This is a genomic window from Serinibacter salmoneus (assembly GCF_002563925.1).
Lineage (GTDB): Bacteria > Actinomycetota > Actinomycetes > Actinomycetales > Beutenbergiaceae > Serinibacter > Serinibacter salmoneus.
In genome coordinates this window covers 2,867,087-2,879,671 of record NZ_PDJD01000001.1, presented here as the reverse complement: position 1 = coordinate 2,879,671, position 12,585 = coordinate 2,867,087, and the positions used below count along the sequence as shown (strand labels likewise).

The following is a 12,585-nucleotide window of genomic DNA, read 5'->3' as shown; positions in this document are numbered from 1 at the left end:
GCGTGGCTAGGCTGGTGGCATGACGAGGGAGCAGACCTGGGAGCGGCTGTGCGGCCTGGTGGCCGAGGACCCGGCGGTGCTCGACGACGTGCGCGAGGCGCTCGCGGAGGGGGAGGACACCGCGGGGGTGTGGCAGGTGTTCCTCTCCGGCCTGGACGACGCTGGTGAGCTCGCCTACCTCAAGGCCAGCGACGGCCCGATGGAACTCGAGGCGGCGCTCGCGCAGCTGCCGCGCGTGGTCCGCGCCGATGTGGACCTGGAGAGCGTGGGGGACGTCGACGGCGATCTCGCGGCGGGCGTGGACGTGGCCGAGGAGGTGCTCGCCGAGGTGGACCTCGCGACCGTGCACCTTCCCGAGGACGAGGACGCCCACCCGTTGGCCGTGGTGGAACTCTCCGCGTTGGACGACGCCGAGGCGCTCATCGAGGACCTGCTCGGCGACTAGCGCGCCCTGATTCGGCGGCGGATCTGACGCGCCCTACCAGCCGCGCGCCCGCCACTCCTCCAGCGCACCCGCCTCCGCGGCCACGCTGGTGTCCGGCCCGTGCCCCGGCACCAGCACGGTCGTGGGCGGCAGGGTGAGGATCGTCGCGGCGATCGACTCCAGGATCGTGGGGAAGCTGGAGTACTCCCAACGGGTGGCGCCCGGGCCGCCCCGGAACAGGGTGTCGCCCGTTAGGGCGAGTCCCAGATCGGTCGCGACGAGGATGCTCGAGCCGGGCGTGTGGCCGGGGGTGTGACGCACCTGGAGTACCCCGGAGCCCACGGCGAGCCGCAGACCATCGCTCGCCTCGCCGTCGGGCACGGCCTGGGCGTGGGTCTCCCGCCACAGCGGCAGGTCAGCGGGGTGCAGCAGCACCGGGGCGCCGGTCTCCCCCGCCAGCCACGGCGCACCGCCCACGTGATCCCAGTGACCGTGGGTGAGAAGGATCGCGACGACGTCGCGGCCGTCGATCAGGGGCAGCAGGGCCTCGTCCGGGTGGCCGGGATCCACCACCAGGCACTCCTGTGCGTCGCCCACCACGAGGACGTTGGTCTCGTGCCCGGGGCGGCGGGAGCCGGCGGGGGCGGTGCTCACGTGACGGTCCAGGCGCAGGGTCATGGACCCAGCCTGACAGGTCCTGCCGCCCCCCCGACTCCCAGGAAGCCCCCAGCGCCGCCCCAGAACCGTCCCATATCGGCCTGGTTGTCTACCCCCATGAAGAAGCGAGCCTCCCTCACCACGATCAGCGCAACTGCGGCAGCCATCGCCCTCGTCCTGGCGGGCTGCTCCACGGCGGCCACCGGTTCCACCACCGCCTCGGGCACCACGAGCGTCACCAGCGTCAGCCTCGCGGCCGACGACGGATCGTTCTTCGACTCCTCCACCGTCCACTCCATCGAGATCCTGGTGGACGAGGCCGAGGTCGAGGCCATGATCCAGACCTACCTCGACACCGGCGAGAAGGAGTGGCTCGAGGCCGATGTGGTGATCGACGGCGTGACCTACGAGAGCGTGGGCATCAAGCTCAAGGGCAACTCCAGCCTGCAGGGCGTGACGCTGGACACCCCGATCACTGACCTGCCGTGGCGGATCCGGACTGACAAGTACGTGGATGACCAGAGCATCGAGGGCGTCACCGACATCGTGGTGCGTTCCAACAACACCGAGAGCTCCCTGAACGAGGCGGTGGCCCTGGAGATGCTCAGCTACGCGGGCCTGGCCACCGAGGAGTCCAGCGCCACCCGGTTCTCGATCAATGGGAGCGAGGAGGACCTGCGGCTGACGGTCGCGGTGCCCAACGACTCCTGGCTGGAGCGCAACGCCGAGGCGGGTCTGCTGCCCTCCTCCGACGGCATCCTGTACAAGGCCGAGAGCGGGTACGACTACTCCTGGTTGGGGGAGGACGGCGACCTCTACACCGAAGCCTTCGACCTGGAGGAGGGCGAGGAGGACTACCAACCGCTGGTGGACTTCCTGGACGTGGTCAACAACACCACCGACGAGGAGTTCGCCGAGCAGCTCCCCGAGGTGCTCGACGTCGATTCCTTCGCGCGCTACCTCGCGCTGGAGGACCTCATCGACAACTTCGATGACATCGACGGCCCGGGGAACAACTCCTACCTCTACTACGACCCCGCCTCCGGTCAGATGACCGTGGTGGCGTGGGACCACAACCTCGCCTTCGGGGTGCAGAACGGCGGCGGCCAGCCCGGTGAGATGGGCGGCGCACCCGGCGAGAGGGGCGGCGTGCCCGGTGGCCGCGGCGCTGCTCCCGGCGCCGCCGGTGAGTTGCCGGAGGGTGTGGCCGAGGGTGAACTGCCGGAGGGTGTGGCCGAGGGTGAACTGCCGGAGGGTGTGGCCGAGGGTGAGCTGCCGGCGAGGCCGGGCGGCGCACCGGGTGGTGTGCCCGGCGACGCCGCTGGCGGTGGCTTCGGCGGTGGCGCCCAGAGCGGGAACAACCAGCTCACCACCCGCTTCCTGGAGAACGAGGAGTTCGCCGCCCTGTACGAGGAGGCGCTCGCCGATCTGCAGGCGGAGCTCTACGACTCCGGGCTCCTGGAGGAGACCGTCGACTCCTGGGTCGACGTCCTGACCGCCGGCGCCTCCGACCTGATCGACACCACCACGCTGCAGAGCGAGTCCGAGTCGATCCTCGGCTACGCGACCAGCGAGGTCCAGGCCCGCACCAGTGAGACCCGCGAGGAGACCGGCGCCGCCGACCCCGGCGCGACAGCGTGAGATGAGGCGTCCCGGGGTGGCCCCTCCCGCCCGGGACGAGACGGCCCCCGGACCGCGTGTGCGGTCCGGGGGCCGTCTCGTGCTGCCGGGGTCCGGCGCCCCCGAGCGGGGGTGCCGGGCTCGGTCTCAGCCCTCCAGGAGGAAGCGCGTGGCGCGCTCGGCGGCGCGCGCCGTCGGGGGCTGGGTGCTGCGGAAGGCCAGGTGGGTTCCGCCGTCGCCCACGAGGTCGCCGTCACGGGTGACCTCGATGCCCCAGGAGCGGGGCTGGTCGACCGGGCGGCCGCGGCCCGCGTCGACGATGAGGAAGACGCGACGGCCGTCGTCCAGGAAGGCGAGCGGCTGGGGCCGGCGGGGTTCGCGGCGCTCCGCGAGCATGGTGCGCACGCCGTGGGCCGCGGCCTCGGCTGCCAGCGTGATCTCGCCCGCCAGGGTGCCGGGGCGGGTGGTGGTCAGATCGGGGTGAATGGTGGTCATGGGTCCTGCTCCTTGTGCTGTGCGGCCCGATCGCCGGGATCGACTCGCTCGCGGTCGGCGCGTGATGAGTGCTGCCAGACCTGCGGTGCGTGCCGGGGCCGCGGGGGTTCTCACCGCGTCGGCCGAACGGTCGGGTGGGGCCTCGTGGCCCTCGCGGGGCCGGTGGCCCTGCGATTGGCGGCTTACGCCGCCGATCTCGTCGCGACGTCGAAGTCGCGGACGAAGCCTTCACTGTAGGTGACAACCGCGCCGTCGTCCACTTCATTCCGCCGCCTCCGGCCCGCGAGCGACGACGATGCCCGCGAGATGGTCCGCCGGGCGTCGTCGCTCGCGGGCTTCGGACCATCTCGCGGCGGCGCAGGCAGCGAGGACAGTGCGGCGGCACACGCAGCGAGGGCGCGGCGGGCACCTGGCCCACCGCGCCCTCGCTGTTGTGCGATGCGGCGCTGCTGCGCGTTCAGCTCGCCGCGTCGGTCAGCTGCGCGTTCTGCGCGCTGTGCTGCACCTCGATGCGGCGCGGCTTGGCCTCCTCGGCGACCGGGATGGTCAGCGTGAGGACGCCGTCGGCGTAGGTCGCCTCGATCTTGTCCAGCGCGAGGCCGCGGCCCACGGTGAGCTGCCGGGCGTAGGTGCCGACCGGGCGCTCCTTGGCGAGCCACTGCACGTCGTTGTCCTCGGCGGCGCTGCGCTCGGCGCGGATCGTCAGGGTGCGGTCCTCGACGTTCACGTCGATCGAGCCGGGGTCAGCGCCCGGCAGGTCGGTGCGCAGCACGTAGTGGTCGCCGCTGCGGTAGAGGTCCATCGGCATCTGCGCGGATGCGCGCTGCGAGGAGACCATCTGGCCGAAGAGGCGGTCCAGCTCCTGGAAGGGGTCGTAGCGGTTGGCCATGTCCTTCTCACCTCCGGTGTCGGGGTCCTCATCGGACCCGGTGTGGTTGGTCGGCGGGGTTTCCCGTCGGCGGTACACCACTGTTTTAGCACTCCGCAACCGAGAGTGCCAGCCAAAGTTGAGCGGAGTTCACTCAAGGCGAACGGCAGTGTGTGGGCGCGCGCGGAGGTGGCCCGTGCTCGCGCCTGGAGGGCCGGAACGGGGAGTGAGGGTGTGGCGGAATCGGGGCGCCGTCAGGCCCGGGCGCGCGCCGGCCCGACGGAGTTGCGCTCGACGACGTGACTCCCGCCCGTGACGGTGACGTCGGCCGGGTCCGCACCCTCGATCTGCGCCACGAGGGCGTCGACGGCGGCGACCCCGAGCTGGTCCAGGGGCATCGCCACGGTCGTGAGGCTGGGAATGAGGAAGTCCGCGGCGGGGAGGTCGTCGTAGCCGATGACCGAGACGTCCCCTGGCACGCTCAGGCCGAGGCGCGTGACCGCCTTCAGGCAGCCGAGCGACTGGCCGAAGGTGGAGCCGAACACGGCGGTCAGTTCCGGGTGCGCGCCCAGGAGTTCCGTGGCGGCCCCGTGGCCCCCGGTCTCGTTGAACGGTCCGGTGCGGACCCGGCTGCCGTCCAGGCCGAGCGCCTCCATGCGGGCCTGGAAGCCCGCGATGCGTGAGCGGGCGGGTTGGAGCTCCAGCGGGCCGGAGACGAGGCCGATCTCGGTGTGGCCCTGGGCGTGCAGGTAGTCCACCACCAAGGCTGCGGCGCCGGCGATGTCGAGCCCCACATTGCGCCCCGACCCGGGGACCTCGCGGTTGACGAAGACATGAGCGATGGAGCGCGAGTCGCCCGCGAGGCTGGCCAGCAGGGGGGAGTCGGGCCGCGCCGATCCGACCAGGAGCCCGTCCACGCGCCCGGTGCTCACCAGGTCGGCGTACTCGTTGGCGCCGGCGGGGGACTCCGCCGCATCCTCGGCGATCAGCACGACGTAGCTGAGTTCACTCGCGCGGCGGATCGCTCCCCGCAGGATCGTGGAGTAGACGGTGTTCGTCAGGTCCGGGATGAGGAAGGCCAGCGTGCCGGTGCGGGCCACCGAGAGGGCGCGGGCGCCGGCGTGGGGTCGGTACCCGAGCTCTCGGGCGATCTCGAGCACGCGTTCGCGGGTCTCCGGGCGGGTGCGCAGCGTGGGATCGGCGTTCATGATGCGCGAGACGACGGACTTGGTCACGCCGCTGCGCTCGGCGACGTCGATCAGGCGCGGCCGCGAGCGGGGTGAGGTCGCGCCGATGCCCCCGTGCTCCTGCGTCACTGTCCGTCTCCGTCGTCGTCAGCCGCGGGGCTCCGTTCCGCGGCGTGGTGTGCGTCGCGGCAAGCCTATCCAGGTGCTCCCTGGTGTTCCGTCCTGAGCGACGAGGAGGAGCCAGGCGCAGACGCTCGTGCCGTCCCGGCCCACCGGGTGGCACGGTGCGGGGCGTGCGCCGATCGGCGCACGCCCCGCACCGTGCTCGCGGGAGGCGGTCGCTAGACCTGGGAGGCCGGTGAGGCCGCCTCGGCGTGGGTGCCGCGCCACCGCGCGATCGCACGCATCACGTGGTAGATCACCAGGGCCGCCACCGAGCCGAGCGCGATGCCCTCGAAGGTGAGGTCCCCGGCCACCCAGGTGTAGTTCGCGATGCCGATGATCAGGGCGATCGCGGCGGTGGTCAGGTTCACGGGGTCGGCGAAGTTCACCTTGTTCTGCACCCAGATCCTGGCGCCGAGCACGCCGATCATGCCGTACAGCACGGTGCCGGCCCCGCCGAGCACACCCACCGGGATCGTGGCGATGAGCGCACCGAACTTGGGGGACAGGGAGAGCAGGAACGCCGTGGCGGCCGCCACGTAGTAGGCCGCCGTGGAGTAGACCCGGGTCGCGGCCATCACGCCGATGTTCTCCGCGTAGGTGGTGGTCCCCGAGCCGCCTCCGAATCCGGCGAGCGTGGTGGCCAGTCCGTCGGCGAACAGCGCGCGCCCGGCCATCGGGTCCAGGTTCTCCCCGGTCATGGCCGCCACCGACTTCACGTGCCCGATGTTCTCCGCGATCAGCACCAGCACCACCGGCACGAACAGGCCCAGCACGGAGATGGAGAAGGTGGGGGCGGTGAACTCCGGGAGGCCGATCCACGCTGCCTCACGCACGGCCTCGAAGGTGACCTCGCCGAGAACGAGGGCCACGACGTATCCCACGAGCACGCCGACCAGGATCGCCAACCGGCCCAGGATGCCGCGGAAGAGCACGGTCGCCAGCACCACGGCGAGGATTGTCACCACGGCGGTGACCGGAGCCTGCTGCACGTTGCCCCAGGCCGCGGGTGCCAGGTTGAAGCCGATGAGCGCCACGATGGTGCCGGTGACCACGGGTGGCATCACCACGTCGATCCAGCGGTGCCCCGCCCAGTTCACGATGAGGCCGACGACGGCGAGGGTCACCCCCGCGATCACCACGCCTCCCAGCGCGCTCGCCATCCCGCCGGAGGCCTCAGCCGCCGCGATCGGGGCGATGAAGGCGAAACTCGAACCGAGGTAGCTGGGCACCTTCCCGCGCGTGATGAGCAGGAACAGGAACGTGCCGACCCCGGAGAAGAACAGGGTGGTCGCGGGCGGGAGCCCGGTGATCAGCGGTACCAGGAACGTGGCGCCGAACATGGCAACCACGTGCTGCATGCCGATGCCGATGGTGCGCGGCCAACTCAGCCGCTCCGACGGCGTGACCACCGTCCCGGGCGCGACGGTCCGACCGTCCCCGTGGACCCGCCAGGAGAAGGGATTGCGGGAACCGGTGGCGGGGGAGCCTGCAGTGGGCACGACGAGACCTTCGTTCGGGCTGGGCGCGGATGGGGGAACCGCGCCCAGCCTAGTGTTCGCCGCGCCCGCTCAGGGGGTCCGGGTCAGGCGGTCGGGCTCAGGGCGTGGATGTCGGGCCCGAGGTGCCTTGCCGGCGCGCCGCACCACGGCGGCGGATGATCACGGCGACCACCGCCACGGCGAGCAGGACCACCACGATGATGAGCGCCAGGGTGAGCCACAGGCCGCCCGCGTCGCCGCTCTCGGCGGTCGCGGTCAACTCGGCGGCGCTGTACTCGGTCAGGTCCCACCGCGCGGTGTTGCCGGAGATCTCGGCGCCCTCGGCCTCGGTCACCGGCCCCGGGAAGGTGATCTGCACCCAGGCCTCATCGACCATGCTCGTGGCATCGAACGGCATCTCGGAGCCCGCGGACTCCTCCTCGAGCTCCGCCAGCGGTGAGTCCATCGCAAAGGTGATCACGCCGTCCTGCTCGCTGATGGACAGGCCGGGCGCGGCCTCCGACACCCCCTCACCCGAGGTGAACTCCGAGGCTGACACCCCCTCCAGGCCGAAGACGAACCCGGAGTAGGTGCCGTCGTCCAGAGGTTCGTAGGTGGCCCCCTCGGGTAGGTCCTCGGGCGCCTCCCCGACCACGTCCTCCGGAGTCGCCCCCATGGTCTCCAGGGCCTGGGTCTCGATCCCGAACACGATCTCCCCGGACACGTTCAGGTCGGCGTCGATCGTCAGGTCGGTCGTGAACTTCATGCACCCGGTCAGCAGGCCCATCAGGGCGATCGCCACCACGGCAAGGAGACCGCGTGACCTCCCCGATCGGTGGGTGCGGCGCGGAGCGGTCGTCGTGGCTGCGGACATCATGGGCCTCTCGGTGGTCGTGACGGCTTGGGCGCACGCTACCGAGGCCGTGCTCGCCCTGCCAGTCCCGGCGCCCGGGAGGCGGGCCGACCGGCTCCACCACTCGGCCCGCGCGCGCGGCACTCGCGCGGACTACGGTTGGGGCATGAGCGCTCCGATCGACCCCACCACCACTGACGCCTGGGCGGAGTTGACCGCCCTGCACGCCGACTTCACCCCCGACCTGCGCGGCTGGTTCGCTGGAGACCCGGCCCGCGTCGGCAAGCTGAGCAAGCCCCTGGCCGAGCTCCACGTGGACCTGTCCAAGAACCTCGTGACCGACGAGATCCTCGCCGCCCTGGTGCGCCTGGCCGAGCAGACCGGCGTGGCCGGCCGCTATGAGGCGATGCTGCGCGGCGAGCACATCAACACCACCGAGGACCGCGCGGTGCTGCACACCGCGCTGCGCCGTCCGGTGGGGGCCAACCCGCCGCTCGTGGTGGACGACCAGCAGGTGGACGCCGACGTCCACGAGGTGCTGGACCGCATCGCCGCGTTCGCCGAGCGCGTTCGCAGCGGCGAGTTCACCGGTGTCACCGGCAAGAAGATCACCCACCTCGTCAACATCGGCATCGGCGGCTCCGACCTCGGCCCGGTCATGGTCTTCGAGGCGCTGAAGCCGTACGCCACCGCCGGCATCGAGGCCAGGTTCGTCTCCAACATCGACCCCACGGACATCGCCCAGAAGACCGGCGACCTGGACCCCGAGACCACCCTGTTCATCGTCGCCTCCAAGACCTTCACCACGCTGGAGACCCTCACCAACGCCCGCCTCGCGCGGGAGTGGCTGTGGGAGGGCCTGGCCGGGGCCGGGGCCATCGGCGACGACGACGCCTCCCGCACGGGCGCCGTCGCCCATCACTTCATCGCCGTGTCCACGGCCCTGGAGAAGGTGGCCGAGTTCGGCATCGACACCGACAACGCGTTCGGGTTCTGGGACTGGGTCGGCGGCCGCTACTCCGTGGACTCCGCGATCGGCACGAGCCTGGCGATCGCGCTGGGCCCGGACGTCTTCCGCGAGTTCCTGGCGGGCTTCCATGCCGTCGACCAGCACGTGGCCACCACGCCGTTGGCGGAGAACGTGCCGGTCCTCATGGGCCTGCTGAACGTCTGGTACACCAACTTCCTCGGTGCGCAGACCCACGCGGTGCTGCCCTACGCCCAGCTCCTGCACCGTTTCCCCGCCTACCTGCAGCAGTTGACGATGGAGTCCAACGGCAAGCGGGTGCGCTGGGACGGCTCCGACGTGGTGACCGACACCGGCGAGGTGTTCTGGGGCGAGCCCGGCACGAACGGCCAGCACGCCTTCTACCAGTTGATCCACCAGGGCACCCGGCTGATCCCGGCCGACTTCATCGCCATGGTCAACCCGTCCTACCCGCTGAAGGACGGCGAGCGGGACGTGCACGGCCTGTTCCTGGCCAACTTCCTGGCCCAGACCAAGGCCCTCGCGTTCGGCAAGACCGCCGAGGAGGTGGAGGCCGAGGGCACCACGGGCGCCCTGGTCGCGGCCCGCACCTTCCCCGGCAACCGGCCGACCACGTCGATCTTCGCCCCCGCGCTCACCCCGCGGGTGCTGGGCGAACTGATCGCGCTGTACGAGCACATCACCTTCACGCAGGGCGCGATCTGGGGGATCAACTCCTTCGACCAGTGGGGCGTGGAGCTCGGCAAGAAGTTGGCGCTGGAGATCGCCCCGGCGATCGAGGGCGATGCCGCAGCCCTGGCCGCGCAGGACGCCTCCACCCAGGCGCTGCTCGCCTACTACTCCGATCACCGCAAGTAGGCACTCCTCCCCTACGGTGAGGGATGAGGCCCGACGACGTCGTCGGGCCTCATCTCGTTCCTCCGGGTGTGGATGCGGTCGGTGGCCGTACGGTCAGTGCTCCGTGTCCGGCGGTGACGTGTGGGGCCGGCCGCTCGTCGGCTCCGACCCCACGCCGTGCTGCTCCCAACGCTGCCTGCCGTGCCCGCCGGGCAGGTAGGCCGGCGGCATCTGTTCCGCTCGGGTCTGCGCGCGCGTCCCGCCGCGGCGGGCGAGGAGGAGTGCGGCTGTTCCCACCCCGGTGAGTCCGCCCATGACGCCGAGCATCATCGGCCATGGGAAGCCCGCGTCCACCTCGGCGGTGGCAGCGAGCGGGCCGAGGTGCTCGGCCAGGTCCCACCGCGCGGTGTTGCCGTCGATCTCGGCGCCCTCGGCCTCGATGACCGGCCCGGGGAAGGTGATCTCCACCCACGCCTCGTCGATCATCGAAGTGGAGTCGAGTCCGGGAAGGCTCGCGTCACTCTCCAGCTCATGGGTGATGGGCTGTTCCATGTCGAAGGAGATCACGTCGTCCTCGCGCTCGAGGACGAAGAACGTCTCCCCGTCGGTGGCGAGATCACCGCCGTCGAGGAACTCCGCTGCCGGCACGTCCTGCAGCCGGACGGTGAAGCCCGCGTAGCCGTCCTCGTCGTACACCTCGACGGTGGCGCCCGGCGGGATGACCTCGGGGGTGTTCTGCCAGATGTCCTGGTCGCTGGATCCGAAGCGTTCCAGGGCGCTCGCCTGGATGGCGACGAGCATCTCCCCGGAGACATTCAGGTCGCCGTCCACCTCCAGGTCGTAGGTGGCGCGCATACAGCCGGTCAGGAGGGTGGCCGTGGCCAGGAGGGCGACGGCGATCCCACCGCTGCGCAAGCGGCGCCCCGGGGTGGTCGGGTGCCCGGTGGCGGTGGCGGTGGTGTGGATCGGGTGAGTGCGCGGATGCGTGGTCATGGTTCCCCCAGGGTCGGACGAGCGGTGAGTCGTGGTGCGGGTCAGGCGGTGGGACGACGGCGCAGGAGCGCCCAGATCCCGGCGAGCAGGACGCCTGCGCCGACCACGCCGAGCGCGACCGGGAGAACGGCGGAGCCACTGCCGCCGCCTGTGGTGCCGGAGGAGGAGACGTCTCCCTGCTCCTCGGCGGCGGCGGCGTCGCCGTCGGAGACCCCATCGCCGTCGCCGGCCTCGGGGTTCTCGGGGTCCTCGGGTGCGAGCGCCTCGCTGGTCTCCACACCTTCCGGCAGCAGGTAGCCCGGTCCCTCGGCGACCTCGCCGTCCACCAGGACGTCCATGGTGACCGTGATCGGTCCGGGCTCGCTGCACGAGCCGATGCACTCGTTGCGGGCGATGGCGAAGGTGTAGGCGCCCGGGAGGGCGAGCTCCTTCACGCCGGTGGCGTTGGACTCGCGGTTGCGGTAGTTCACCGGCGCGGTGCGGTACCCCTCGATCCGGGGGTCCTGGCTCGAGGTGTCCACGCCGTTGACGTCGATCGAGTGCCCTGTCACGGAGTCGCCGGTGGGGGAGAAGAGGGTGAGGTCGGAGTAGTCGTTCAGCGAGGTGCGCACCTGCAGGCTCTGACCCCAGTCGAGCATCGAGTGGAACAGGGCGCTCTCGCCGGGCAGGAGATCGAAGGCGTAGGTGCCGGTGGTCACCTCAGGGTTCTCCGCGAGGCTGACGCCCCCGAGGATCTGCGTGGCGTCGGCGCTGGCGACATCCACCCACGCCTCCGGCTCCTCGACCGCGCCCGGGAGCACGGCGAGGTTGGCCACGGGAGGCTCCTCGATGATCGTGAGTTCGGACAGGAGGCCCTCGGCTCCCTCGGCACCGAAGAAGTTCTCCAACTTCAGGATCAGGCTGTCCGTGGTGGAGCACTCCGGCTCGGGGTCACTGGAGGCGATCGCGGTGTGGACCTGCAGGGAACTGGAGACGTTGCTGGACGTCGAGAGGTCGTTCCCGCACCGCTCCCAGTCCCCGGCCGCGCCACCGAGGAACTCGATGCTCGCGGGTATGCCGATGGATTCGCGTTCGCTGCTCAGGGACGCCCACAACTGCGATCCGGGGATCTCCCGCTCGATGCGGAAGTGACGCACATCGCCCTCGGCGGGGATCGGCGTGAGGTAGCGCGTGCCCGCGGTGAGGGTCGGGGCCACGGAGGTGTCGGGCGTCCCCTCGATCTCCTCGCCGCTGACCTCGAACGAACGCATGGCGCGGAATGTCACGCGCTGGAGGGCCGCCGTCAGGCTGTCGGTGTCGGAGGCGTCGTAGTACTGGCCACCGCCGGCGTCGGCGATGCACAGCAGGGCGTCCCGCGCCTCGCCGGTGACCTGGAAGCCGATGGCGTGGATCTGGGTCTCGATGTCCTGGGCGGCGAGGTCCTGTGCGACCTCGCACGGGTCGGGCTCGCAGTTGGCCTCGCCGTCGGAGATCACCAGGATGGACCGCTGGCCGGATTCCCCGAGGTCGCCACCGGCCTCGGAGAGGGCGTGGCCCAGCGGCGTCTCGCCGTAGGGTTCGTAGGCGCGTGCGGCCGCTCGTAGGGCATCTCGGTTGTCGGTGCCGAGGGGAACCGTGAGTTGGGAGTCGGTGCAGGACTCGGGGTTGTCCATGCCTGTGGCAGTGGCGCCGAACTGCCGCAGGCCCACCTGCGCGGAGTTCCCGAGGGCATCCACCACATCCAGGAGCGCCGCCGTGGCGGCATCCGCGCGGGTGTTCCCGTCGGCGGTCTCCTCCAGCATCGACCCCGAGGAGTCCAGCACGATCATCAACTGCGAGTCGGCATCCGTGGCCTCGGCGTCGGCGAGGGCGGGTGCCAGGAGGGAGGTCGGGAACGCCAGCCCCAGGAGGGTGGCGATGATAAGTGAGCGTCGTCGAGTGCGCATGTCGAGACCGTAGAGTATTTGCAACCGCAAACGCAAGAGTTGCGATCGGGAACAAAGTGATCTGGATGGGACGGCGGTGACCTCTCTACCATGGG

11 protein-coding genes are annotated in these 12,585 nt (G+C 71.1%); 3 read left to right on the top strand and 8 right to left on the bottom strand.

What is annotated here, in order from left to right:
* Nucleotides 1-19 precede the first annotated feature (19 nt).
* Complete coding sequence (locus ATL40_RS12830) at nt 20-445, top strand: DUF6630 family protein (RefSeq protein ID WP_098469882.1); 426 nt, start codon at nt 20-22, stop codon at nt 443-445.
* Nucleotides 446-478: 33 nt separating this feature from the next.
* On the opposite strand, the gene ATL40_RS12825 is transcribed toward ATL40_RS12830, so the two are convergent.
* Nucleotides 479-1,102, bottom strand: coding sequence for an MBL fold metallo-hydrolase (locus ATL40_RS12825; protein WP_098469881.1), 624 nt, complete (start codon nt 1,100-1,102; stop codon nt 479-481).
* Between the two features lie 96 nt (nt 1,103-1,198).
* Here ATL40_RS12825 and ATL40_RS12820 point away from each other — a divergent pair, with 96 nt between their 5' ends.
* Nucleotides 1,199-2,722, top strand: coding sequence for a CotH kinase family protein (locus ATL40_RS12820; protein ID WP_098469880.1), 1,524 nt, complete (start codon nt 1,199-1,201; stop codon nt 2,720-2,722).
* A gap of 126 nt (nt 2,723-2,848) precedes the next feature.
* On the opposite strand, the gene ATL40_RS12815 is transcribed toward ATL40_RS12820, so the two are convergent.
* The 5 genes from ATL40_RS12815 to ATL40_RS12795 form a co-directional block, all read right to left on the bottom strand.
* The gene (locus tag ATL40_RS12815) at nt 2,849-3,196 is read right to left on the bottom strand and encodes a hypothetical protein (RefSeq protein ID WP_098469879.1); all 348 of its coding nucleotides are present in this window, start codon (nt 3,194-3,196) and stop codon (nt 2,849-2,851) included.
* A gap of 457 nt (nt 3,197-3,653) precedes the next feature.
* Nucleotides 3,654-4,085 (bottom strand): Hsp20/alpha crystallin family protein, encoded by a 432-nt coding sequence (locus tag ATL40_RS12810; protein WP_098470490.1) that lies wholly within the window; start codon nt 4,083-4,085, stop codon nt 3,654-3,656.
* A 233-nt stretch (nt 4,086-4,318) separates the two neighbouring features.
* Nucleotides 4,319-5,380: a LacI family DNA-binding transcriptional regulator gene (locus ATL40_RS12805; RefSeq protein WP_245867094.1), complete on the bottom strand. Its 1,062-nt coding sequence runs from the start codon at nt 5,378-5,380 to the stop codon at nt 4,319-4,321.
* A 212-nt stretch (nt 5,381-5,592) separates the two neighbouring features.
* Nucleotides 5,593-6,915: a uracil-xanthine permease family protein gene (locus tag ATL40_RS12800; RefSeq protein WP_098469878.1), complete on the bottom strand. Its 1,323-nt coding sequence runs from the start codon at nt 6,913-6,915 to the stop codon at nt 5,593-5,595.
* Nucleotides 6,916-7,012: 97 nt separating this feature from the next.
* Nucleotides 7,013-7,696 (bottom strand): LppM family (lipo)protein, encoded by a 684-nt coding sequence (locus tag ATL40_RS12795; protein WP_143556981.1) that lies wholly within the window; start codon nt 7,694-7,696, stop codon nt 7,013-7,015.
* Between the two features lie 217 nt (nt 7,697-7,913).
* Here ATL40_RS12795 and pgi point away from each other — a divergent pair, with 217 nt between their 5' ends.
* Nucleotides 7,914-9,593, top strand: coding sequence for a glucose-6-phosphate isomerase (gene pgi, locus ATL40_RS12790; RefSeq protein ID WP_098470489.1), 1,680 nt, complete (start codon nt 7,914-7,916; stop codon nt 9,591-9,593).
* A 93-nt stretch (nt 9,594-9,686) separates the two neighbouring features.
* Here the strand turns inward: pgi and ATL40_RS12785 are convergent, their stop codons facing one another.
* Entirely contained in the window at nt 9,687-10,565 is an 879-nt protein-coding gene (locus ATL40_RS12785) for an LppM family (lipo)protein (RefSeq protein ID WP_098469876.1), read from the bottom strand.
* 41 nt (nt 10,566-10,606) lie between these two features.
* The gene (locus tag ATL40_RS12780; RefSeq protein WP_098469875.1) at nt 10,607-12,490 is read right to left on the bottom strand and encodes a vWA domain-containing protein; all 1,884 of its coding nucleotides are present in this window, start codon (nt 12,488-12,490) and stop codon (nt 10,607-10,609) included.
* Between the last annotated feature and the right edge of the window lie 95 nt (nt 12,491-12,585).

Coding starts and splice junctions, on each gene's coding strand:
- ATL40_RS12815 (WP_098469879.1), bottom strand. CDS start 3,196: ATGACCACCATTCACCCCGATCTGACCACCACCCGCCCCGGCACCCTG.
- ATL40_RS12830 (WP_098469882.1), top strand. CDS start 20: ATGACGAGGGAGCAGACCTGGGAGCGGCTGTGCGGCCTGGTGGCCGAG.
- ATL40_RS12810 (WP_098470490.1), bottom strand. CDS start 4,085: ATGGCCAACCGCTACGACCCCTTCCAGGAGCTGGACCGCCTCTTCGGC.
- ATL40_RS12820 (WP_098469880.1), top strand. CDS start 1,199: ATGAAGAAGCGAGCCTCCCTCACCACGATCAGCGCAACTGCGGCAGCC.
- ATL40_RS12785 (WP_098469876.1), bottom strand. CDS start 10,565: ATGACCACGCATCCGCGCACTCACCCGATCCACACCACCGCCACCGCC.
- ATL40_RS12825 (WP_098469881.1), bottom strand. CDS start 1,102: ATGACCCTGCGCCTGGACCGTCACGTGAGCACCGCCCCCGCCGGCTCC.
- ATL40_RS12780 (WP_098469875.1), bottom strand. CDS start 12,490: ATGCGCACTCGACGACGCTCACTTATCATCGCCACCCTCCTGGGGCTG.
- pgi (WP_098470489.1), top strand. CDS start 7,914: ATGAGCGCTCCGATCGACCCCACCACCACTGACGCCTGGGCGGAGTTG.